Raw genomic sequence first — 21,977 nt, 5'->3', positions numbered from 1 at the left:
TCAGCGCAGTGACACGGTTGCGCCTGGGCAGTTGTGCCGGATGGACAGATTGAAAATACGTCCATTCGAAATCTCTGGAAATTGACTGTTACAGTCTGCTATAATGTCACGAGTTGGATATGTGGCTGGTTCCGTAGCTTTGCTTCGGAACCTGTTTTATTTTCATGGCCACGCCATGCGGGCATGAAAGGTGAAGGAAGAGGACATGGTTGATAAGGTACCGATGACGCAGAACGGCTTCTTCAAGCTTCAGGAGGAACTGCGCTGGCGTCAACAAGAAGAACGTCCTCGGATCATTGAGGCCATTGCCGAAGCGCGCGCCCATGGCGACCTTTCGGAAAATGCCGAATATCATGCCGCCAAGGAAGCCCAGAGCCATAATGAAGGCCGGGTCTCCGAACTCGAAGATCTGACTGCGCGCGCGGAAGTCATCGATCTGTCGAAAATGTCCGGCTCGAAAATCAAGTTCGGCGCTACCGTCAAGCTGATCGATGAAGATACCGACGAGGAAAAAATCTACCAGATCGTCGGCGATCAGGAAGCCGATGTGAAGGCTGGGCGTATCTCGATTTCCTCGCCGATTGCCCGTGCCATGATTGGCAAGGAAGCCGGCGACAGTATCGAAGTCGTGGCTCCCGGCGGCTCCAAGGCCTACGAAATTATCGCGGTCAACTGGGGTTGATCTCCAGCCTCTGCTATTGAAAAAAGGCGCGCCTTGCAGGTGCGTCTTTTTTCTGTGAGTGCGTAACATCAAATGTAGCCATGATGGCGAAAGGTACCCTGTGCGTGCTTGATCCTGCTTCAATCCTTGTGGTGGCTCCTCATTTCAAGCGGCGGCTTTCGGGCGTAACCTCCACCGTGGTGCAATTGATCCCGCAGCAGCGCCGCCGTGGGCTGGCCATTGCCACACTTGGTCCCGGCCTGCCGGAGACCATGCCCGCCCTCACCTTCGCACAAATGCCAGCCTTGTGGAAAAAGCCGCGCGGCGCTTCCCATCGCGTCTGGCATGCCCGGCGCAATCTGGAAATGCTGGCAGGCGTGGTGTTGCGCGATGTGTTGCGCATGCCGCTGAAACTGCTGTTTACCTCGGCGGCCCAGCGTCATCACAGCCGCTATACCCGTTGGCTGATCTCGAAAATGGATGCCGTGGTCGCCACCAGCGCCCGCTCCGGCTCGTTTTTGCAGGTTCCGCATAGCATTATCCGCCACGGTATCGACACCGAGCTGTTTCATCCGCCGCAAGGTGCCGAGGACAGGATCGCAGCCACCAACCTGCCGGGCGATTATCTGATCGGCTGCTTTGGTCGGGTGCGCCATCAAAAGGGCACCGATCTGTTCGTCAAGGCAATGATCGAGCTGCTGCCCCGCTATACCGGCTGGACAGCCGTGGTCTCCGGCCGCGTCACCCCGGAACATAAAGGCTTTGCCGAGGGGCTGAAGGCGCAGATTGCCGCTGCCGGTCTGACGGAGCGGATCGTTTTTCTGGGCGAGGTCGAAGATATCAAGCCATGGTATCGGCGGCTGACGCTCTATGTCGCGCCCTCGCGCAATGAAGGTTTTGGACTAACGCCGCTGGAAGCCATGGCATCTGAAACCGTTGTGGTCGCCTCGGATGCCGGGGCCTATGCGGAACTGATTGCCGAAGGGGCAACCGGTGCCGTGGTTACCGCCGATGCCTATGCGCCGCTGCGTGATGCAATCGAGCCTTATCTGGCCGATCCCGGTCGCGCATGCCTGCATGGCAAGGCTGCCGTTGCCCATGTGCGGGAAAATTTTGCGCTTGCCAGAGAAGCGGCAGGGCTGGAGGCGGTCTATAGCCGGTTGCTCGGCAGGCCGGTCATCGCGCCGCCCGCGCCCCAACCATAAAGCCAAAGCCATGCAGGTGCTGATCATCAATCTCGACCGCGCCCGTGAGCGTCTGGCTTTCCAGCAAGCGCAGATGCGCGCTCTTGGCCTCTCGTTTACCCGTATAGCAGCCTTGGATGCCGATCATCTTCCCGATCTGGGCGAGGCCTATTGGAACGGCTGGGAAAGACCGATTCGGCCAGCCGAACGAGCCTGCCTACTCAGCCATCGCCAGATCTGGGAGGCGGTTGCCTCAGGCGCAAACCCCGTGCTGGTGCTGGAAGACGACGCGGTTCTGTCCGATAAGGTGCCTGCCCTTCTAGAAGCGCTGCGCCATCGTAGCGATCTCGACCATGTGACGCTGGAAACCCGCAGCCGCAAAAAACTTGTCGCGCGCGCCAGCCTCTCCAATCTGCCGCTGCGCCGACTCTATCAGGATCGTTCGGGGGCGGCGGCGTATATTCTCTGGCCAACGGGAGCTGCCAAACTTCTCCAGCGCAGTGCACGCCACGGCGCCATTGCCGATGCGGTGATCTGCGCGGCCTATGAGCTTGCCTCTTTCCAGGCCGATCCGGCTCTGGCCGTGCAACTGGACCGCTGCGTGCCCTATGGCCTGCCCGAACCGATTGCGACCCAGTCTTCGATTTCGCCCGCTCAATCAGAAAAGCAGCGCCCTGCCCTCGCCTTTCGGCTCAGGCGGATCAAGGCCCAGCTGCGAATGGGCCTGCGTCAGCTTTGCCACAGCAATGATGCGCAGCGGCGTCAGGTGCCAGTCCGGCGCGAGGATTTCGACTATCTGAAGACCTTGGCGGTCACTCAGACCACCAGCCCGTCCGCCCCCGGTGATGCTGGGCCTTGAGGCGGGCAAAGGCGGTATCTTCCACCTGCAACCGGTCGAAAACGGTTTTCAGCATCAGTCCAACAGGGCCTTGCGCCATCAATCCGTCCAGCCGCCAGCGCATGTTGCGCAGGGTATCGTCGGTGCCGATGGTAAAGCAGGACAGGCCGGAAAACAGCGGAATCAGCTCGGATTGCAACCGCTCCAGCTTTTGCGCGTCGGCCGGTGCCGGAGCCGTCGCCAGCACCCGCTCGGTCTCATAGATTTTCACCGTATTGACCAGCAGCGACACCAGCATGGCTCTTGCTCGCTCCCCGGCATCCGGGTGATGATCGACAAAACTGTCAGCAGCCGAAACCAGCCAGCGCAGATTGAGGTTTTCACAGAGGAAATCAGCCTCCGCCTCCCACAGTGCCTGCAATTTTGCGAATGTCTGTTCCACCTGGAATTCGCGGCGCAACAGCACGATCAGCCGGGCATGATGCCATAGCAATTCCGGCTGGCCCGCAAATTCGCGGCGCAGGTTTTCCAGATGCAGATCAAGCGATTTTTCCGAACCGCGCGTCTGCTGCGCAGCATCACCCTCGACGATCTGATGTTTGAGCGCCTGATAATCCAGATCCCCCATCGCATGACGCGCCGCGCCCCAGCGCTTGCGATGCTGATTGAGAGAAAAGAAACGCTCAATCCGGCTTTTCTTGCGTGGCCCGTTTTTCTTCCCGAACATGCGTTATCCTGTCACGGAATAGCTGCGAAATCCTCACGACATTGCAGCTTCCTGCTTCAACTCACCTACCTCTATCCCATATGAAGGGGACCGATCCAGCCCATTCCAGCCCTTACAGCGACGACAGAAAACGAAGACGGTCACAGCCCCTGCAACTGGAGCCCCGGCAGCAGAGAACTGGCAGCGCCATTGCGGACGGACGGCTGCCCCCGATACAACCCATGGCAAGAATGGGAGCGATCTCACCCAGATTTCACCGCCGCGGATCTCCTCCGGCGTCCAATGGGCATAGGCAATATTGTAAAGCAATTGTTCACGCTCGGGCAAAGGCGGTTCGGCCACATCCTCGATCCGTCTGGAACAGATCGGCGCGGCAATTTTGAAGCGTGACAAGGTGATCACCCACACGCCGGCCTGTAGCAAATCCAGTCAAAACGACGAGGAATAGCAGATGGTGCAATGCGCCCGCACCAATTCGTCGGCGGCTATTCTTGGATAGACTGCCACATTTCCAAGGCGACAGCCTCTTGGCACTGCATATCCCTCGTCCATAGTGCCGACGAGGCTGCTGTCGGATGATTTTTAAAAAAGCACGGGGATTTTAGAAAAAGCACTGGCGCGAATCAGTAACTTATTGGTTACTACAATAACATGGGTTTATCCCAAATGCGCCGCCACCGGCGCAAATAAAGATGATATCAGCGACTGGATCAAAATGAACTTGATCCGAATGTCCGCGCATAGTTGTGGAGTTCCGAACCCGGAAGCCGGTATCGGGGCTCATGTGCTTTGCGGGAAACATTGAAACGGGCACCTGCGCCCTACCGAGGTCCAACGCTTTGGACGCGGCATTCACTCACAGGAGGGACCATGACGGTCGTTGCGCCCAATTTTGTCTTCGTACATGTTCCGAAATCCGCCGGCAGATCTATTACCAGAGTGCTGGGCGGCGAAACGAATGGTGTGCCGACACATGTTCCGCACAGGAAGCTTTCCCAATTCGGCATTGATGGGCGCTACTCATTCGGCTTCGTGCGCAATCCTTGGGACCGTATGGTGTCGCTTTATTCGTTTCTTTGCCAGAAGCGACTGCAGAGCTATGAGTGCCCGATCTACCAAGAGCATATCCGCGACATCGGCTTCAAGGCTTGGTTGCTCGAAGACGCTTATTATTCGAGACATGATGAACATTGGCCAGACGAGGCCTTGCCGCCGCTTCAGCGCCGCTCGCAAATGTTCTGGCTGTCCGGCTGCGACTATATCGGCATGATGGAAAATATTGATTCCGACTTCCGTCATATCCGCAAAAAAATCGGTATGAAGCCCACCCTCCTGGAAAGACTGCGGCTGAGCAATCCTGTTCCGAAGAAAAACCAGTCGAAGCGCGGCGATTATACCCGCTATTTCGATGAGGAGACAAAAGCCTTCGTCCAGACGCATTTCCAGGAAGAAATCGAGTTGTTCAATTATAAGTTCTCAGATTGACAGCTATAACCGATGCGGCGTGGGCCTTCACTCATCCGGGTCGAAAGACGATGCCGCGTGCATTCGGAAACACTGAGCATACCCATGGTTTTGCGGCCAAGAAGGGATGCAATATAACGCTGGGCTGCTTGGTCCAGCCGCCGAATTTTCACCTTAATCAGCTCAGATTTAACGAACTATACAGCGAAATCTGTTTCTGGTGAAAATCATGGCGTCCACGTTGAGGAGACGTCGCTTGCGCAGGAGCCCAACGTGACGTCTACCCCCTTGGCGCAGCAGCGCCAGCAAGTTGCCTGCATTGGTTTCTGGGCCGATTATGAAGACTATTTCTGGACAACGGCCGATCCAAACCGATTCGACGTCCGGGTCCTGAATGTGAAAGATGCGGCCCGTCACCGGCCTATCTTCAAGGTCATACCGCGCTTCGGTCGTAAATATCTCTATAATCGGATCATCGCCCAGCAGATCGCCAGTCAACCCAATGCACTTTTCCTTGTGAACGAGCGCGAGGAAATCATTGAATATCTGCACCGGGCCCGCCCGCGCGCCAAGATCGCCATCGTTGTGCGCAATCCGATTGTCACCAAGAACGGTATCGTGCCTCTGCTGCAAGACCTACATGCCGATGGCTATCCAGTATTGTCCTTCGACAAGGCCGATTGCCAGCGCTACGGATTTGAACATTACCGGCAATATATCGCCGGCGTCGACAGTGTCAAAACTGTGCAGGCCGTCGTGGACTTTGCCTTTCTCGGCAAGGACAAGGGCCGCAAATCGATGATCGAAGCGCTAAGCAGCGATTTGCGGCACCGCGGCTTCACCACCTCAATCCGGTTTACGGAATTGAAGAAGCCGCGAAAAACCCTGGCCGACCGCTTCGCCAGGCACACCGGAAACAGCCCTTACCCGGTCTATCTCGCCGAAAATCTGGCGGCCCGCTGCATTATCGACATTGTCCAGGACGGACAGCAGGGCCTGACGCTGCGCCCGCTCGAAGCCACCCTCTACGGTCGCAAGCTTTTGACCAATAATGGCTCAGTGCGCGCGGCGGACTTTTATCATCCGTCCAACGTCTTCCTGCTCGACAGCACGGTAAATCTCGACGGAATAGAAGATTTCTTCCGGGCGCCCTTTCAGCCAACTTCCCCCGAAGTGCTGGCGCTTTATTCGGTCGAGGCCCTGATCGACAGGGTCAATAGCCTGCTCGACACCTCCAGCGCCGTGCGTTTTATAAAACGCACAAAAGACGCTGCCACACTTTAAATCTGCTGCATAATTTCTCCTTAAATCGATGCCGATTTAAGGCATCATGCAGTCGGCATTAGAGAGGAATCGAGTCCAGCCGCTTGATCTGCCGGATCGTCAACAGGGTTTTCACCGTATCGACATGGCTATTGGCCGTCAGAGTCTCGATAACGAAATCCTGGAAACTGGTGAGGTTATCGGCAACGCAGTGCAGCAGGAAATCGCTTTCGCCATTGACCATCCAGGCCTGGCGCACCAGCGGCCATTGTTCGGTGGCGGCGGCGAAGCTCTTCAGATTGGCTTCCGACTGGTGTTTCAGGCCCACCATGCAGAAGGCGACCAGATCGAAGCCCAGTTTGGGGCCGCTTAAAGCCGCATGATAGCCTTGAATAAAGCCCGTCTCTTCCAGCTTGCGCACCCGGCGCAAGCAGGGCGGTGCGGAAATACCGACGCGCTCCGACAGTTCGACATTGGTCATCCGACCGTCGCGTTGCAACTCTCTTAGAATTTTGATGTCGATGGCATCCAATTCGGCGCGAAACACGCGGTCACCCTTTTATCAAACTCCATGCGCGCTTATGACCCTGACCGGGTTCCAACGCAAGAAAATGTCCGTTTGCCGCAGTAAAATTACGGTGGATGGAATTGCCCTGTTATAAACGCAGAGCTGCCCTTGAATAAATGCATGGAGCCTTCATAAATGAAATGAAGAAAAGGCGAGGCAGGCATCCTATATGCCGCACACCACACGTCCCTCGCCATGGAAAGGAAAGACCATGTCCGCCCGCCATACCAAAGTGCTGATTATCGGCTCTGGTCCCGCCGGTTATACCGCCGCCATCTATGCAGCCCGCGCCATGCTGAAACCGGTGTTGATCGCCGGTATGGAACAGGGCGGCCAGCTGATGATCACCACCGATGTGGAAAATTATCCCGGCTTTGCCGATCCGATCCAGGGCCCCTGGCTGATGGGCGAAATGCTGAAACAGGCCACCCATGTCGGCACGGAAATCGTCAATGACCTGGTGACCGAGGTGGAAACCACCCGCCGCCCCTTCACCGTCAAGACCGATTCCGGCACCGTCTGGACCGCCGATACGCTGATCATCTGCACCGGCGCCAAGGCGAAATGGCTGGGGATCGAAAGCGAGCAGCATTTCCAGGGTTTCGGGGTTTCGGCCTGCGCCACCTGCGATGGGTTTTTCTATCGCAACAAGGATGTAATCGTGGTCGGCGGCGGCAATTCGGCGGTCGAGGAATCGCTCTACCTGTCGCATATCGCCAAGACCGTGACCGTCGTGCATCGCCGCGACAGTTTCCGCTCCGAGAAGATTTTGCAGGAGCGGCTGTTTGCCAAGGATAATGTCAAGGTCCTCTGGAACACCGTTATTGATGAAGTCACCGGCATCCCGGCCAAGCCGCCGATGCCGCCCTCGGTGACCGGCGTGCGGCTGAAGAACCTCGACAGCGGCATCGTCACCGATACCCCAATCGACGGCGTCTTCGTCGCCATCGGCCATGCGCCCGCCGTGGAACTGTTCACTGGCAAGCTGAAACTGAAGCCAAACGGCTATCTGTGGACCGCACCGGATTCGACCGCGACCGACGTGCCGGGCATTTTTGCCGCCGGCGACGTCACTGATGATATCTACCGCCAGGCTATTACTGCTGCCGGCATGGGCTGTATGGCCGCCCTTGAGGCAGAACGTTATCTTGCCGCGGAGATTATCCCGGCGCAGGCCGCGGAGTGAGGGCATGATGCGAGGCAGCAGCAATATACCGCTGGATTGGGACAAATTGCGGATTTTCCACGCCGCAGCCGAAGCCGGGTCCTTTACCCATGCGGCAGATAAGCTGCATCTCTCGCAATCGGCAATCAGCCGGCAGGTGAGCGCGCTGGAGCAGGATGTGGGGGTGAAGCTGTTTCACCGCCACGCCCGTGGCCTGATTCTGACCGAACAGGGCGAATTGCTCTATCGCACCGCCCATGACGTGCTGCTGAAGCTGGAAACAGTGAAAATGCAGCTGACCGAGACCACCGAGAAGCCGAGCGGCAAGCTGCGCGTGACCACAACGGTCGGGCTTGGCCAGGGCTGGTTGACCGACAAGGTGCAGGAATTCCTGCAACTTTACCCCGACATGTCGATCCAGCTGATCCTCGACAACGAGGAACTGGACGTCAACATGCGCCACGCCGATTGCGCCATCCGGTTGCGCCAGCCGCAGCAATCAGACCTGATCCAGCGCAAGCTGTTTACCGTGCATATGCATGTCTATGCCGCGCCCTCCTATATCAATCGCTATGGGGAGCCGCAGACCATCGAGGATCTCGACAACCATCGGATCATCAGCTTTGGCGAACCGGCCCCCAATTACCTGCTTGACGTTAACTGGCTGGAAGTGGCCGGGCGCTCCTCCGACAATCGCCGCATCCCTCATCTGCAAATCAACAGCCAAACCTCGATCAAGCGCGCCTGCCTGCTTGGAATCGGGGTCGCCTGCATGCCCGATTACATTGTCGGACGCGATCCGGGACTGATTCAGTTGCCGATCAATGCCGAAGTTCCGTCCTTCGATACCTATTTCTGCTATCCGGACGAGATGAAAAATGCGGCCAAGCTAAAAGTTTTCCGCGACTTCATCGTCAGCAAGGCGCGCAACTGGAACTTCTGAATCCGTCAGATCGTCTTATGCGCATCTATGCATAGGCCTTGCAATGCAGTAGCGACAAGGTCGCTGATCATCGTCAAATCGTTTTTCAATTGCGACGCAAATAGCAGACATGCGACATTTGCATGCCTCCTATGCACAAAAAAGCATTGTTCACTGCACAAAAAACCACCATATCGCTCATAGCTGATGCACACGGTGGCTTCCTCCCAGTTCCCACCGCACCAGCTGTTCCCCTCTGGAGGTTTTTAACCTTCACACTTTAAGGGCCCTGGAGTAATCCGGTGGCCCCTTTTTTTTGCTTTTTTCTTTTTGGGTCCTCGTTTTTACGGGGAGCAAACTTTTGCACGCACCCTTGAAAACTCTAAGGATTGATCTATATAATTGCATAGTTGCGGAGAAACTATCATTGGTAGTTTTTTGTAGCTGTTCCCCTCTGGAGGTTTGACGACCTTCACACTTGAAGCATCCGTTCGCGGGTGCTTTTTTTTGGCCGCTCCAAAAACAGAGGTCACCTCTCTTGATATCGGATTTTTACGATCCATATATCGTTCATGGACGATACGAATTCTGACACGCTGGAAGACCTTGGCAAGCCGGACATGGATGACGCGCTGAAAGCGCTCTCGCATCCCGTTCGGCGTGAGATCTTGCAATGGCTGCGCGAACCGGAAAAGCATTTCAGCGATCAGGCTCATCCGCTGGAAATGGGCATTTGCGCGGGGCAGTTCGAGCGCTGCGGCCTGTCGCAATCCACCGTATCGGCCCATCTCGCGAGCCTTCACAAGGCCGGACTGATCACCTCACACAAGGTCGGACAATGGATTTTCTACAAGCGGGACGAGGCAGCCATTGCTGCTTTTCTATCCCGGCTGTCGTTGGAACTCTGACCTCCCCCATCACACTCTCATCATGACCCTCAGAAGGACATTTCAATGGCCACTCTTTTCGACCCCTTGCAAGTTGGCGATATCGCCGTTGCAAACCGCATCGCCATGGCGCCGCTGACGCGCAACCGCTCCCCCAATGCCGTTCCAAAGCCAATCACCGCCACCTATTACCAGCAGCGCGCTACCGCCGGTCTGCTGATCACCGAAGCCACGGCTATTTCTCATCAGGGGCAGGGTTATGCCGATGTTCCGGGTCTCTATACGCCTGAAGCCCTTGAAGGCTGGAAGGCCGTCACCAAGGCGGTGCATGAAGCGGGCGGCAAGATCGTCACCCAGCTCTGGCATGTCGGGCGCATTTCCCATACGTCGCTTCAGCCAAATGGCGGCAAGCCGGTTGCACCTTCGGCGATCACCGCCAAGGGCAAGACCTATGTGATCAACCCGGATGGCAGCGGCGCGTTTGTCGATACTTCCGAGCCCCGCGCCCTGGAACTCTCGGAAATCCCCGACCTGATCGAGGATTACCGCAAGGCGGCGCGCGCCGCCATCGATGCCGGTTTTGACGGCGTCGAAATCCATGCCGCCAATGGTTATCTGCTGGAGCAGTTCATGCGGCTGAGCAGCAATCAGCGTAGCGATGCCTATGGTGGTTCGATTGAAAACCGTATCCGCCTGACGATTGAGGTTGTCCAGGCCGTGACTCGAGAAATCGGCAGCGGCCGCACCGGCATCCGCCTGTCGCCAGTCACGCCCGCCAATGACGTTTCAGATCCCGATCCGCAATCGGTCTATACCGCGCTGGTCGAAAAGCTGGCGGCTTTCGATCTGGCCTACATTCACGTGATCGAGGGTGCGACCGGCGGCCCGCGTGATTTCAGCCAGGGCGACAAGCCCTTCGACTGGGATGCCTTCAAGGGCGCCTACAGCAATGCGGGCGGCAAGGCTGTCTGGGTCGCCAATAACGGCTATGATCGGCAGATGGCCATGGACGCCATTGCGTCAGGCAAGGTGGACATGGTTGCCTTCGGCAAGCCCTTCATCGCCAACCCGGATCTGGTGCGTCGCCTGAAGGAAGACGCACCATTGAACGAAGCCGACCAGAGCACATTCTACGGCGGCGGCGAAAAGGGCTATATCGACTATCCGACGCTCGACGACTGATCGTAGACCTCAATACAGACCCCGCCGCCATCCGGCGGGGTCTTTTTGCATTATTGCGGCGCGGTTTCAGATGCCATCGAACGGCTTCCGTCAGGGTGAACCGCAGAGGTTTGCAAGCACTTCAGGCTCTTCAAGGTCGTGGCAACCGCCAAGTCCAGCCTCGTCCTTGGCTCTTCCCCAAGCAACTCGACAAGACGTCGGTTATCCAGCGCAATGGGTTCGCGCCACAGGTAGCGCATTTCCAGCAATTCCCTGAACACCGGCAGGATGGGTGACAACAGCGGCACCATCCACCAGGCAAAGCGCTTGAACCGGACAGAATCGCTGCCGCTTGCTCGCCGGATCGCCTGTGCCATTGCATATCCGTCCGTATCGACATGGCCCTGCATGTGAAAACGGGCGAAGGCTGGCATATCAGGCACGCGTTCCAGTAGCCGGATAAAGGTTTCCGCGACATCAGGCAGATAGGCCCAGCTATGGCTGACGCCCGGCCTGCCCGGCAGGTTAACCCGGGTCACGGGCTTGCCGGGGGTAATCAGCCCTTGAGCAAACCAGTTGTTTCCCGCCTCAGGCCCGAAGAAATCACCAGCCCGGACAAGAATGACCCGCACCCCCTCGCATGCCGCCTGTTCCAGCCGCCGCTCCAACTCTACCCGGATCTCGCCCTTGACCGTCCGCGGATGTTGCGGGCTCTCCTCATTGAGCAGCGGGAAGGCATCCGGGCCGTAGTTATAGATCGTACCCGGCATCAGGATACAGGCACCGCTGGCACGGGCGGCGGCAATAGTGTTGTCTATCATCGGCAGCACCAGTGTCCCCCAGTTGCGATAGCCGGGCGGATTGACGCCATGCAGGATAACCGAGGCGTCTTTGGCCGCGTAGATAACATCGTCGCGGTTCATCGCATCACCCTGCACCCATTCCAGTACTGGCTCCAGTGCTGGCTGCCGTTCCTTCTGCTTTGCAGCCATTCGGGCCGCATCGCGGTGCAAAGCCCGCACATGGTATCCTCGACCGGCCAGCGCCCTTGCGACAGCGCCACCGACACCTCCCGTTGCACCAAGCACGAGAGCAATCGGGCCGGGCTGCGGAATGGAACCCGTGATATCGTCGATCTTTGTCATAGCAATCTCCAGGCTTGTGCTGTTTCGATTGCCGATCATCCCTCACTATTGAAGTATTCGAAATTGTATATTTTCTTATCCATGCTATACAAAAATGCATGAATGCAGATCAACTGAGTTGGGATCTCTACCGCAGTCTTCTCGCCGTAATCACGGAGGGTTCGCTGTCTGCCGCAGCGCGTCAGCTCGGCCTGACCCAGCCGACAGTCGGTCGTCATATCGAAATGTTGGAACAAGCTTTTGGCACGCCCTTGTTCCTGCGCAGCCAGCGCGGCTTGCTGCCAACGGAAACCGCCCTTGCCATGCGGGGCCACGCTGCCCTGATGGCCGCCACCAGCACATCGCTGGCGCGCATCGCAGCCGGGGAGCAGGGAGAGGCAGGAGAATTGCGCGGACCGGTGCGGATCAGCGCCAGCGAAATGATCGCCGTGGAAGTGCTTCCCCCAATGTTCACCCGCTTACAGGAACAGTTTCCCGGGTTGGAAATCGAGCTATCGGCTACCGACCAGATGGAGGATCTGCTCCACCGGGAAGTGGATATTGCCGTGCGTATGGTGGCGCCGACCCAGCTTGCTCTGATCAGCCGCCATATCGGGGCGATTGGCATCGGCTTTTATGCCCATCGGCGCTATCTCGAGCGTCACGGCACGCCATCAAGTCTGGCGCAGCTTGCCGATCATCGCCTCATCGGTTTCGACCGGCAATTGGCCTATATCAGGGATCTGCTGAGAACCCGTCCGGATCTGGATGCCCTGCATTTTCAGTTCCGCAGCGACAGCAATCTGGCACAATTTGCAGCCATCCGCGCCGGATTGGGGATCGGCATGTGTCAGCCCGGCCTGGCCCGCCGCCATGCGGATCTCATCGAAGTCCTGCCCGGAACCCTCGATATCGCGCTCGACACATTCGTGGTCATGCATGAGGACCTGAAACTAAGCCGCCGCTGCAGGACGGTGTTCGACGCCGTGGTCGAGGGATTATTGGCCTATCTGCGCGAATGACGTTGACCGCGAACGCGCAATGCTGTCCTGGTCCGCAAGCGAACCTGGATTGCGCAACCTGTTAAGCCAGCGCGGGCCGTTCAGGCAATGCCGGTCGTTCAGGCCGTGCGGGATTGGTCGTGGTGGTCAAGGATTTCCACCTCGGGCCGATCATCGCCATTGCTCATTTCCGCACGCCACTTGCCGCTCTCATCCTGATAGACGATCCGCACCGGCTCATCGGCCTGGGCGATTTCCTGCATGACGATCCGCGCCGCTTCCAATGCCTGGTCATGCGTATCGAAACGTTCGGAATAGGCACCGTTCAGCCGATAGGCCCAGCCTTCATCATGCGGAACGATTTCATAGGTAACCTTGACCATGATGTATCTTCTCCCTGTGCAATGAATGAGCTCCCTGTCCCGTAATATCAAGGCTCGAAGATGCTACCGCATCCTCACCTTGAAGGTGTTTCGAATATCTCAAATGCGTCAAAGGCTTGAGATATTCGAAAAAGGAACACCTACGGCCATTTTCAATGGCCGTAGGTGTAACTATCGCATCTTGACGAGGGAACTGCAAATTGCCTCGGCACGTTGCAGGTGCGAAAGAGAATGGACGCACCGCAACGGCGAATCGCTTTACAGAAATCCCATGCTTACCCCCTGAATGGCTCTTGCTTGCCCGACTACCCTGTTTGAATGACAAATAATGCCGCGCCTGCGGTTTCAAAGGATGAAGAGACGTGACAGTTTTGCTCCGGGAAAAGTCCCTGCTGATCCCCATCGCCTTGGCGATCGCCGTGTTCTTCCTCGAACATTCCCTGATTGAGGCCGGACCAACCATCAGCCTCATTGCGGCGGCGGTGCTGATCGGCGGCATATTGGTGGCCTCGATCCGAGTCGCGCATCACGCGGAAATCCTGGCTCGCCGGGTTGGCGATCCCTATGGCACGATGATCCTCACCCTGTCCGCCGTGGCCGTGGAAGTGCTGATCCTTGCCATCATGATGCAGGGCGAAAGCTCGCCCACCCTGGTGCGCGACACGATCTATTCGGCGGTGATGCTGGATATCAACGGCATTCTGGGCCTTGCCGCCCTGCTGGGCGGGCTGAAACACGGCGAACAGCCCTATAATGACGATAGCGGCAAGACCTATGGCGTGATGATCCTGACGGCCATGGGCATCTCGATGATCGTGCCGGAATTCATTCCCGTCGATAAATGGACCTATTATTCAACCTTCACCATCTTTGCCATGCTGGCGCTTTACGGGCTGTTCCTGCGCATGCAGGTCGGGCAGCACAGCTATTTCTTCAGCTACAGCTATACAGGGCGCGCCGCGCCCAAAACCACGAAGGTCCCATCCGCTGGCATCGACACAACCACAAACGCCGCAGAACCACAGCAGGCTCCGCATGAGAGCGAAGCCCATGACGAGGAAGAAGGCAGCATTGCATCCTCCATCGCCGTCATCCTGTTTGGCGTGGTGCTGATCGGCATTCTTGCCGAATTCATGTCCGCCCTGATGACCGAGGGTCTGCGCGATACCGGCGCGCCGCCGACCATCATGGCCATCGTCGTTGCCACCATCTCCGCGGCCCCCGAAATCATGACCGCCTTGAAGGCTGCTTTGCGCAACCGTATGCAAGCCACCGTCAACATCGCCATGGGGGCATCGCTGTCAACCGTTATCCTGACAGTGCCGGTCATGGAGGCCATCGCCCTTTACACCGGTCAGCCCTTCATCATGGCGATGACCCCGGTGCAGACGGTGATGGTGCTGATCACCCTTGTTGCGGCGGCCATCAACCTCAACGATGGCGAGACCAATGCCATCGAGGGCATGACCCATTTCATCCTGTTTGCCACCTTCATCATGCTGTCTGCTCTGGGCCTTTGATCTCAGGGGGTGCCGGTCAAAATCCAGTCACAAGATTTTGATGCCGGAACCTTTCTTGCAAACACTCGTTGCGGTTATGTGATCGGGTCGTTACCCGGTCCGCCGCATTGTCACCACGATGAAGGGCAAAAACCGACCTGCTGGGCAGGACGCGAACCGGGAGCCGGGACCTTGAAAAGATTAGATGTCCTAGACGGAATGCGGGGATATTTCCTCGTCTTCATGATGTTGAACCACCTGATCTTCACGGGCGGCTATCTGCTGGTCGAGGTCAATCACCGCAACCTGACATTTGTCGAGGATGCGCAGGGCTTCGTGTTCATGTCCGGACTGCTGGTCGGCATGGTCTATGGCCGCAAGATGCTGAAAAGCGGCTATGAAGCGGGACGCGAGCGGATCTGGGCGCGAGCGCTGGAGCTTTATCGCTATGCCATGGGCATTATTCTGCTGGTCCTCGTGGCCCGATTCGTGCTGCCGGGTGCCGTAGGGATCTGGCACGACTGGCTGGGCGAGGTATCGCTCAGCGATCCACTTCGCCTCGCCTCAATCGCCACATTCCTGTTCCAGCCGACCTATATGGATATCCTGCCGCAATATATCATCTACATGGTGTTTGCGCCTGTGTTGATCTGGCTCTGCATTACCGGTCGCTGGGCCAGCGTCGCCATCGGCTCATTGGTCGTCTGGATGGCAGGCCAGCTTGGTCTGCACCGCCTGATCACCTATCCGCTCGATGCCTGGCTGGGTGCTGCCGAGAAGGAAGGCATTCGCGCCAGCTTCAATCTGCTGGGCTGGCAGATCGTGTTTTTCGGTGGCCTGATTGCCGGAAGCCTGACGGCGACCCGCAATATCGAGTGGAGCAAGGTGTTCAGCCCGGAGCGGACGCTGATTCCCAAGACGGCCCTTGCCATTCTCATCTTCTTCCTACCGCTCAGGATCATGACCGCCCATGGGCTGATGCCTGACGTCGTGCTGCAAAAGTTCGGCACGATGGAAGTGCGCGCCGATTTCGGCCCGGTCTATCTGCTGAATTTCGCCGCCATGGCCAGCCTGGTTGCTTGGTTGCTGATTGCCGGTCCGAAAACTGACAGCGCTATCGTCCGCAAGACTGCAAGCGTGGTCAACAGTGTCTTCAGCCTCAGCTTCCTGCAATTGCTGGGCCGTCACTCCCTGCATGTCTATCTCTGGCATGTGCTGGTGGTGTTTGCGGTGCGCTATATCGATGGCCGGATCGGACCGTTCTCGGAACTGTCGAAAACCGCGATTGCCGTGTTCTGCGTGTCGCTTCTGGCTCTGCCCGCGCTCTACCGCGAACGCGACATCCATTTTGCCCCGGCCCCGCAACCAAAACCGGTTCCGGCCCCCGCCCCGGCAGGAAAGCAGATGCAGAACGCCTGAGCGAATTCATCTGCGCTCGTTATGCAAGAATAGAAAAAGGGCGGGATGGCATAACCATCCCGCCCTTTTATGTGCTGTCTTGCTATAGCTTACTTGCAGGCGGCGCAGAAGCGCTGAATGCGCTTGCAGGCTTCTTCCAGCAGGGCTTCCGAGGTCGCGTAGGAAATGCGGAAGTTCGGGCCAAGGCCGAAGGCGCTACCATGCACCACGGCTACGCCTTCGGTTTCCAGCAGTTCGGTGACGAAATCCTCATCGCTTTCCAGAACCTTGCCCGACGGCGCGGTCTTGCCCATCAGGCCTGCGCAGGACGGATAGACATAGAAAGCCCCTTCCGGCGACGGGCATACGATACCCTTGGCCTGGTTGAGCATCGAGACCACCAGATCGCGGCGACCCTCGAAGATCTTCTTGTTTTCCGGAATGAAGTCCTGGGTGCCGTTCAACGCTTCCACAGCCGCCCACTGAGCGATTGAGCAAGCGCCCGAGGTCTGCTGGCCCTGGATCATGTCCATCGCCTTGATCAGCGGCAGCGGGCCTGCGGCATAGCCGATCCGCCAGCCGGTCATCGCATAGGCCTTGGACACGCCGTTCATGGTCAGCGTGCGGTCATAGAGCTTCGGCTCGACTTCTGCTGGCGTGGTGAATTTGAAGTCACCATAGACCAGGTGCTCGTACATGTCATCGGTCAGCACCCAGACCTGCTCGTGGCGCAGCAGTACATCGGTCAGTGCCTTCAGCTCGGCCTCGGTATACGCCGCACCCGACGGGTTAGACGGTGAGTTGAACAGAAACCACTTGGTCTTCGGCGTGATCGCCTTTTCGAGATCTTCAGCCGTCAGCTTGAAGTTATTCTCTTGTGTGGTGGCAACGAAGACAGGCGTGCCGCCGCACAGCGCCACCATTTCCGGATAGGAGACCCAGTAAGGCGTCGGAATGATCACTTCATCGCCGGCGTTCAGCGTCGCCATGAAGGCGTTGAACAGAATCTGCTTGCCGCCGGTGCCGACAATCGTCTGCTCCGGCTTGTAGTCCAGATTGTTCTCGCGCTTGTACTTGTCGGCAATCGCCTTGCGCAGTTCTGGAATGCCTGAGATCGGCGTGTATTTGGTCTCGCCGCGATGGATGGCGTCGATGGCGGCCTGCTTGATGTTGTCGGGCGTATCGAAGTCAGGTTCGCCCGCGCCAAGGCCGATCACGTCACGGCCTTTCGCTTTCAGTTCACGAGCTTTCTGCGACACGGCAATGGTGGCGGAAGGCTTAACACGGGAAAGGGCGTCGGCAAGAAAAGCCATGAAATTATCCTGAAGCTGTTGATCGATTGCAAACCTTGGTTTGCCCAAGGCTTCAGGTTACAGCTGTATGACAATTCTGCCTGCCCGGATCAAGCGGAAACGGCCAGTGCCGATGCTTTTCTTGTCACCGTGACAGGACCGCACAAAAACCACCGCCAAGGATGCTGGCCAGGACGACGGAAAGCGCCGTTAACCGGTCGGAATGGCCAAATGTTAACGCGCCACAATATCGCCTCAATTTTTGCAGTGCAGTGCCGCAATTCGGTCCCTTTGCCGACGATTTCGACCGGCTTTTATCATCCTGTGGTTGGGCAGAAGGACGCGGCAAGATGAGACGGAACAGGACGGAAAATACCCCCTCGAAACCCTGGGATTTTAGCCGGAAAACCATGTTCGCGGCCTGGATTGCGCTGGCGGCTTTGACCCTTCCGACCGCATGGGTTTCGGCGGCCCCCGCAAGTGGACAACAGGCCCCCTCAGTGGCGACAAGCACAATGACCGATCAAACACCGGTCGATACGATGGAAACCGGCAGCATTGCCCTGCCGATCGCCCAGAAAGATCTGCTGACCAATACACTTGCCCGCAACAACGGCGTCGACCGAGCCGTCGCTGGCACCGTTTCCTCCGTTCATGTCCCGGGCTATCTCTCGGTATTGGCCGACCGACGCGTTCTTGCCCTGCTCAGCCTGTTCGGCTTGCTGGTCGTCTGGCTCAACAGGGCACCGCCAAAAAACAATCAGGATCTTTAGAGCATTTCCGCAGGGACGTTTGGTATTTTCTGAAACACTTGAAACAACCCTGGGATTGTCCAAAACAGACATTGCTGTTCTTGCGGCCATTGATGACGCCTGATAGAGCCATCGCATTGCCCGCGTAGCCAAAATACTAGCCGCAGGGCAGGATCAGGATGGTTCAGTGACCCGCATTCAGGCCAATCTCCTTCTTCTTCTGGCTGCCGCCATCTGGGGCGGTGGGTTCGTGGCGCAATCCACCGCCATGGATCATCTGGGCGCCAACTGGTTCAACGCCCTGCGATTTGGCATTGCAACAATTGTCCTGCTGCCTTTTGCCATGCTCGAAAGCCGGCGTGCCCGAGACAGATTGTCGGTGGGTGACGTGAGGATGTTCGTCATTATCGGCGTCCTGCTGTTTGCCGCCCAGACCGCCCAACAATTTGGCCTGAAAACCACCACCGTCACCAATGCCAGCTTCCTCACCGGCCTCTATGTAGTGATCGTGCCGGTCATGGCAGTCGTGTTTCTTCGACACCGTCCTCATTGGATCATCTGGCCCTCCGCACTTGCCGCCCTGCTCGGCATCCTGCTGCTCAGCGGCGGCAGCCTGTCAGCCCTGAGTACAGGCGACGGCCTGACCATCCTGTGCGCCGGGTTTTTCGCGTTGCAGATCCTGCTGACGGGCCGGATTATCCAGACCCTGTCACGGCCCTTGGCGCTTGCCGCCATCCAGTTTGCCGTTACCGCCCTCCTCTGCACGCTCGCCGCCCTCACGCTGGAGCCGATCAGCTTTGCCGATATCGAGAATTCGATGACCCAGATCCTTTATGGCGGCCTGCTGTCGAGCGGACTGGCCTTCAGCCTGCAAATCATTGGCCAGCGCTACACATCCTCTTCGCAAGCGGCGATTTTCATGTCGTCGGAGGCGCTATTCGGTGCGCTCCTGGGCGCTGTCATCCTGCATGAATCCTTGGCGCCAATCGGTTATCTCGGCTGTGCCCTGATGTTTCTCGCCATGCTGGCGGTAGAAATCGTGCCTGAATGGGGCAAACAGCGCGCTGTCAGGCAATAAATTTTAAGTCACGCCTTATTTTACAACTTTGAAAAACTTTACCGCTGCAACCGGCATATTGAGGATGAATTACATCGTCCACGATGCAGTTTCCGCAATTTTCGGCGAAATCAGCACAGATTTGGCCCGGAAAGGCACGAATTGCTCCGGCTTGAACCATGCCAGATCATAGATTGGTAAAAAAACTTTTGCTTGCCAATTTCCCACAAACCAAGCACTCTTGAAGGGTTCGGGCAATTTAAAGGCGCGGAAAGATCTAAATTTCGACTGGCACCGGAGACGCAGAAGTTCCGGGCATCCATAAGGGGATACGACTGGCGTCGTTCACAGCTTGTGGCTGCGGTAACAGGGACCTTTCCTCACAATTTAAACTTGCTCGCCTAGACCCCTGCCTCGACCCTGGGCAGGATTGAGCAATGCTGTCCGCCGATCCCGGACAGAGACAAAAGGACCTGACGCATGGCCGAAACTGGCATTGTAAAATTCTTCAACAACGACAAAGGCTTCGGCTTTATCAAGCCGGACAATGGCGGTGCGGATATTTTCGTCCACATCTCCGCCGTTCAGGCTTCCGGTCTGAACGGATTGAGTGAAAATCAAAAAGTAAGCTTCGATACGGAACCGGACCGCCGCGGCAAGGGACCAAAGGCCGTCAATCTGCAAATCGCAGGCTGAGACCCTCGTTCACACATTTCATTTCGCCCAGCGGCCCGGCAAGTTTTGCCGGGTTTTTTCTACCCTTCAAAGACCTTTTCAAAGGCCTTTCAGAAACGGATTGCTGCGGCGCTCGTCGCCGATCCGGCTGCCGGGGCCATGACCGCAAATGAAGCCGACATCGTCGCCCAATGGCAAGACCTTGTCGCGGATCGATGCCAGCAATTGCTGATGATTGCCGCCCGGCAGATCTGTGCGGCCAATGGAACCGTTGAACAGCACATCGCCCAGATGGGCGAAATTCTGGACGCGATTGAAAAACACCACATGACCCGGTGCATGGCCGGGGCAATGCAGCACCTCGAATTCATGACCGGAAAAGCCAACGACATCGCCCTCTTCCAGAAAGCGATCGGGCGTCACATTGCGTAGCTTGATGGGAAGATTGAAGCGGGCGCTCTGCCCCTCCAGCGCATCCAGCAGCACCTTGTCATCGCGATGCGGGCCAATAATCTGGATGCCGAGCGCGTCCTTGAGGTCTTCGGCGCCACCAGCATGATCGAGATGGCCGTGGGTCAGCCAGATCTCCTTCAGGGTAATGCCGTTTTCCTGCACCATGCGCAGGATGTCCTCGACATCGCCACCCGGATCGACCACCACGCCTTCCTTGGTCTCGCTATCGAAGAACACTGTGCAATTCTGCTGAAATGGCGTCACGGGAATAATCCCCGCCTGAAGCTGTCCCATAATAAACCTCTGACTATCGGCATGCCACGAACCAATGGCGACCTTTTACAGACCATATACAGCATCGGGCTGAAAAGTGGACAACGGTCTCGCGGAAAATCCTATAGCGACAAAAGGCTACAAGTCTCGCATCGAGCGAAGGAGACAAGGCGTCTCACACCATCGAAGAGGATCAGGGTACGGCGACCATTTCGGCTTCGGCCGAATGAAGGTTCGGCATCATTACATTGCCGACCAGAAGCGCTGCCACAGCGATTTTTAAGGTGAAAACCAGGATCATCACCGGCTTCAGGGTGTTTTCGACAGCCTGTGCGACAGGAGTGTCGGACGAGAATTCCGGTACGGTCTCCGACGCGAGATTTGATGACATTGCAGTCAGCCTCTTGTTCTACCAGTGCATGAAAACGCCAAAGCATCCTCATCGCCTTGAAGGGATCGCGACTGTCTCCATCGACAATCGCCACCCCGTTCCCCATCTATTGTCCTCATAAAGCCTTGAGCGGAGCTTTGGTTGCATGGCCTTGAAAATATTTCCCAGGCAGGAATGGCTTCTGTTGACGGCATCTTTGGAAAACCGGCTTTTTTAATAGCGTTTTGATCGCACTCGTCATAGTTTTGCACCGAATTTCAAGTGCATGGACCACACCGAAGCACCGCCGCGGTGCCATGACCGGTAGAACAAGGAATTGAAACACGTGCAGAAAACGTCATCGGTAAGAACGGCGAAAAAACAGCTGCCGGACATGCCGCATATCGACGATAAAAGCATCGATTTCGAAACGATCGAAGCCTTTTTCTTCGCCTATCGTGATTTCATTTCCGATCCGGACGAGATTTTGGCCAAGCTGGGTTATGGCCGCGCCCATCACCGGGCGGTGCATTTCGTCAACCGCCAGCCGGGCATGACGGTGGCCGATCTTCTGGGGTTGCTTCGCATCACCAAGCAGAGCCTCGCCCGGGTTCTGAAGGAATTGATCGACGAGGGCTATATTCGACAAATGACCGGCCCAGCCGACCGGCGTCAGCGCCGCCTCTACCCGACACTGGCCGGACGCGAACTGGCGCTGGCGCTGTCGGATCCGCAATCGCGCCGGATTGCCCGTGCCTTCGAAGGGTTTTCCGGCGAACAGAGACAGGCGGTTCGTACTTTTCTGGCTGCCATGCGCAGTGAGAATGGCGCGGCACCCCCGCTAGATCAGGAGCCTTGAG

At 57.3% G+C, this 21,977-nt stretch carries 24 protein-coding genes; 16 read left to right on the top strand and 8 right to left on the bottom strand.

Annotated features, from left to right (window positions below):
- Window positions 1–205 precede the first annotated feature (205 nt).
- The 3 genes from greA (at window position 206) to H1Y61_RS07660 (ending at window position 2,704) form a co-directional block, all read left to right on the top strand.
- On the top strand, window positions 206–682 hold the full coding sequence (gene greA, locus H1Y61_RS07670) for a transcription elongation factor GreA (protein WP_174111362.1): 477 nt from the start codon (window positions 206–208) through the stop codon (window positions 680–682).
- An 80-nt stretch (window positions 683–762) separates the two neighbouring features.
- Window positions 763–1,866 carry a glycosyltransferase family 4 protein gene (locus H1Y61_RS07665; protein ID WP_180574228.1) on the top strand — a complete coding sequence of 368 codons (1,104 nt, stop codon included), beginning with the start codon at window positions 763–765 and terminating at the stop codon, window positions 1,864–1,866.
- Window positions 1,867–1,876: 10 nt separating this feature from the next.
- Window positions 1,877–2,704 carry a glycosyltransferase family 25 protein gene (locus tag H1Y61_RS07660; RefSeq protein WP_180574227.1) on the top strand — a complete coding sequence of 276 codons (828 nt, stop codon included), beginning with the start codon at window positions 1,877–1,879 and terminating at the stop codon, window positions 2,702–2,704.
- On the opposite strand, the gene H1Y61_RS07655 is transcribed toward H1Y61_RS07660, so the two are convergent.
- Entirely contained in the window at window positions 2,658–3,410 is a 753-nt protein-coding gene (locus tag H1Y61_RS07655) for a hypothetical protein (protein ID WP_197971647.1), read from the bottom strand. The two genes, H1Y61_RS07660 and H1Y61_RS07655, sit on opposite strands and share 47 nt — an antisense overlap.
- Before the next feature lie 33 nt (window positions 3,411–3,443).
- On the bottom strand, window positions 3,444–3,803 hold the full coding sequence (locus H1Y61_RS07650; protein ID WP_180574226.1) for a hypothetical protein: 360 nt from the start codon (window positions 3,801–3,803) through the stop codon (window positions 3,444–3,446).
- A 477-nt stretch (window positions 3,804–4,280) separates the two neighbouring features.
- Between H1Y61_RS07650 and H1Y61_RS07645 the strand changes: the two genes are divergently transcribed.
- The gene (locus tag H1Y61_RS07645; RefSeq protein WP_174111366.1) at window positions 4,281–4,895 is read left to right on the top strand and encodes a sulfotransferase family 2 domain-containing protein; all 615 of its coding nucleotides are present in this window, start codon (window positions 4,281–4,283) and stop codon (window positions 4,893–4,895) included.
- A 252-nt stretch (window positions 4,896–5,147) separates the two neighbouring features.
- Window positions 5,148–6,158 carry a hypothetical protein gene (locus H1Y61_RS07640; RefSeq protein ID WP_180574225.1) on the top strand — a complete coding sequence of 337 codons (1,011 nt, stop codon included), beginning with the start codon at window positions 5,148–5,150 and terminating at the stop codon, window positions 6,156–6,158.
- Window positions 6,159–6,216: 58 nt separating this feature from the next.
- Here H1Y61_RS07640 and H1Y61_RS07635 read toward each other — a convergent pair whose 3' ends face one another.
- On the bottom strand, window positions 6,217–6,684 hold the full coding sequence (locus H1Y61_RS07635; protein ID WP_174111368.1) for an Lrp/AsnC family transcriptional regulator: 468 nt from the start codon (window positions 6,682–6,684) through the stop codon (window positions 6,217–6,219).
- Window positions 6,685–6,916: 232 nt separating this feature from the next.
- On the opposite strand from H1Y61_RS07635, the gene trxB reads away from it, so the two are divergent.
- The 4 genes from trxB to H1Y61_RS07615 all read left to right on the top strand — a co-directional run bounded on the left by trxB (window position 6,917) and on the right by H1Y61_RS07615 (window position 10,861).
- Window positions 6,917–7,891 (top strand): thioredoxin-disulfide reductase, encoded by a 975-nt coding sequence (gene trxB, locus H1Y61_RS07630; protein ID WP_060719812.1) that lies wholly within the window; start codon window positions 6,917–6,919, stop codon window positions 7,889–7,891.
- Between the two features lie 25 nt (window positions 7,892–7,916).
- Window positions 7,917–8,813 carry a LysR family transcriptional regulator VtlR gene (locus H1Y61_RS07625; RefSeq protein WP_041698126.1) on the top strand — a complete coding sequence of 299 codons (897 nt, stop codon included), beginning with the start codon at window positions 7,917–7,919 and terminating at the stop codon, window positions 8,811–8,813.
- A 551-nt stretch (window positions 8,814–9,364) separates the two neighbouring features.
- Entirely contained in the window at window positions 9,365–9,700 is a 336-nt protein-coding gene (locus H1Y61_RS07620) for an ArsR/SmtB family transcription factor (RefSeq protein ID WP_156534585.1), read from the top strand.
- Window positions 9,701–9,745: 45 nt separating this feature from the next.
- Window positions 9,746–10,861 (top strand): alkene reductase, encoded by a 1,116-nt coding sequence (locus H1Y61_RS07615; RefSeq protein ID WP_180574224.1) that lies wholly within the window; start codon window positions 9,746–9,748, stop codon window positions 10,859–10,861.
- A gap of 50 nt (window positions 10,862–10,911) precedes the next feature.
- Here the strand turns inward: H1Y61_RS07615 and H1Y61_RS07610 are convergent, their stop codons facing one another.
- Window positions 10,912–11,985 carry an NAD-dependent epimerase/dehydratase family protein gene (locus tag H1Y61_RS07610; protein ID WP_180574223.1) on the bottom strand — a complete coding sequence of 358 codons (1,074 nt, stop codon included), beginning with the start codon at window positions 11,983–11,985 and terminating at the stop codon, window positions 10,912–10,914.
- Window positions 11,986–12,083: 98 nt separating this feature from the next.
- Between H1Y61_RS07610 and H1Y61_RS07605 the strand changes: the two genes are divergently transcribed.
- The gene (locus H1Y61_RS07605) at window positions 12,084–12,986 is read left to right on the top strand and encodes a LysR family transcriptional regulator (protein ID WP_180574222.1); all 903 of its coding nucleotides are present in this window, start codon (window positions 12,084–12,086) and stop codon (window positions 12,984–12,986) included.
- Window positions 12,987–13,084: 98 nt separating this feature from the next.
- Here the strand turns inward: H1Y61_RS07605 and H1Y61_RS07600 are convergent, their stop codons facing one another.
- The gene (locus tag H1Y61_RS07600) at window positions 13,085–13,348 is read right to left on the bottom strand and encodes a DUF2188 domain-containing protein (protein WP_180574221.1); all 264 of its coding nucleotides are present in this window, start codon (window positions 13,346–13,348) and stop codon (window positions 13,085–13,087) included.
- Window positions 13,349–13,719: 371 nt separating this feature from the next.
- On the opposite strand from H1Y61_RS07600, the gene H1Y61_RS07595 reads away from it, so the two are divergent.
- Together H1Y61_RS07595 and H1Y61_RS07590 are read left to right on the top strand one after the other, a co-directional pair.
- On the top strand, window positions 13,720–14,868 hold the full coding sequence (locus tag H1Y61_RS07595) for a calcium:cation antiporter (RefSeq protein WP_409363975.1): 1,149 nt from the start codon (window positions 13,720–13,722) through the stop codon (window positions 14,866–14,868).
- 171 nt (window positions 14,869–15,039) lie between these two features.
- Complete coding sequence (locus H1Y61_RS07590) at window positions 15,040–16,266, top strand: OpgC family protein (RefSeq protein ID WP_234903359.1); 1,227 nt, start codon at window positions 15,040–15,042, stop codon at window positions 16,264–16,266.
- An 89-nt stretch (window positions 16,267–16,355) separates the two neighbouring features.
- Here the strand turns inward: H1Y61_RS07590 and H1Y61_RS07585 are convergent, their stop codons facing one another.
- Window positions 16,356–17,558, bottom strand: a complete 1,203-nt coding sequence (locus tag H1Y61_RS07585; protein WP_070164268.1) for a pyridoxal phosphate-dependent aminotransferase — start codon at window positions 17,556–17,558, stop codon at window positions 16,356–16,358.
- A gap of 329 nt (window positions 17,559–17,887) precedes the next feature.
- On the opposite strand from H1Y61_RS07585, the gene H1Y61_RS07580 reads away from it, so the two are divergent.
- From H1Y61_RS07580 to H1Y61_RS07570, 3 genes are all read left to right on the top strand, one after another.
- Window positions 17,888–18,310, top strand: a complete 423-nt coding sequence (locus H1Y61_RS07580) for a hypothetical protein (RefSeq protein ID WP_174111373.1) — start codon at window positions 17,888–17,890, stop codon at window positions 18,308–18,310.
- Between the two features lie 166 nt (window positions 18,311–18,476).
- Entirely contained in the window at window positions 18,477–19,367 is an 891-nt protein-coding gene (locus H1Y61_RS07575) for a DMT family transporter (RefSeq protein ID WP_180574219.1), read from the top strand.
- A gap of 459 nt (window positions 19,368–19,826) precedes the next feature.
- A complete protein-coding gene (locus H1Y61_RS07570) occupies window positions 19,827–20,042 on the top strand; it encodes a cold-shock protein (protein ID WP_015916682.1) in 216 nt (71 codons plus the stop codon).
- A 78-nt stretch (window positions 20,043–20,120) separates the two neighbouring features.
- Here the strand turns inward: H1Y61_RS07570 and H1Y61_RS07565 are convergent, their stop codons facing one another.
- Window positions 20,121–20,768: an MBL fold metallo-hydrolase gene (locus H1Y61_RS07565; RefSeq protein ID WP_180574218.1), complete on the bottom strand. Its 648-nt coding sequence runs from the start codon at window positions 20,766–20,768 to the stop codon at window positions 20,121–20,123.
- A gap of 172 nt (window positions 20,769–20,940) precedes the next feature.
- Window positions 20,941–21,138: a hypothetical protein gene (locus tag H1Y61_RS07560; RefSeq protein ID WP_180574217.1), complete on the bottom strand. Its 198-nt coding sequence runs from the start codon at window positions 21,136–21,138 to the stop codon at window positions 20,941–20,943.
- Between the two features lie 373 nt (window positions 21,139–21,511).
- Between H1Y61_RS07560 and H1Y61_RS07555 the strand changes: the two genes are divergently transcribed.
- On the top strand, window positions 21,512–21,976 hold the full coding sequence (locus tag H1Y61_RS07555; protein ID WP_015916684.1) for a MarR family winged helix-turn-helix transcriptional regulator: 465 nt from the start codon (window positions 21,512–21,514) through the stop codon (window positions 21,974–21,976).
- The last annotated feature ends 1 nt before the right edge of the window (window position 21,977 follow it).

Source organism: Agrobacterium vitis (assembly GCF_013426735.1).
GTDB lineage: Bacteria > Pseudomonadota > Alphaproteobacteria > Rhizobiales > Rhizobiaceae > Allorhizobium > Allorhizobium vitis_D.
This window is presented reverse-complemented; position numbering and strand designations above follow the sequence as displayed.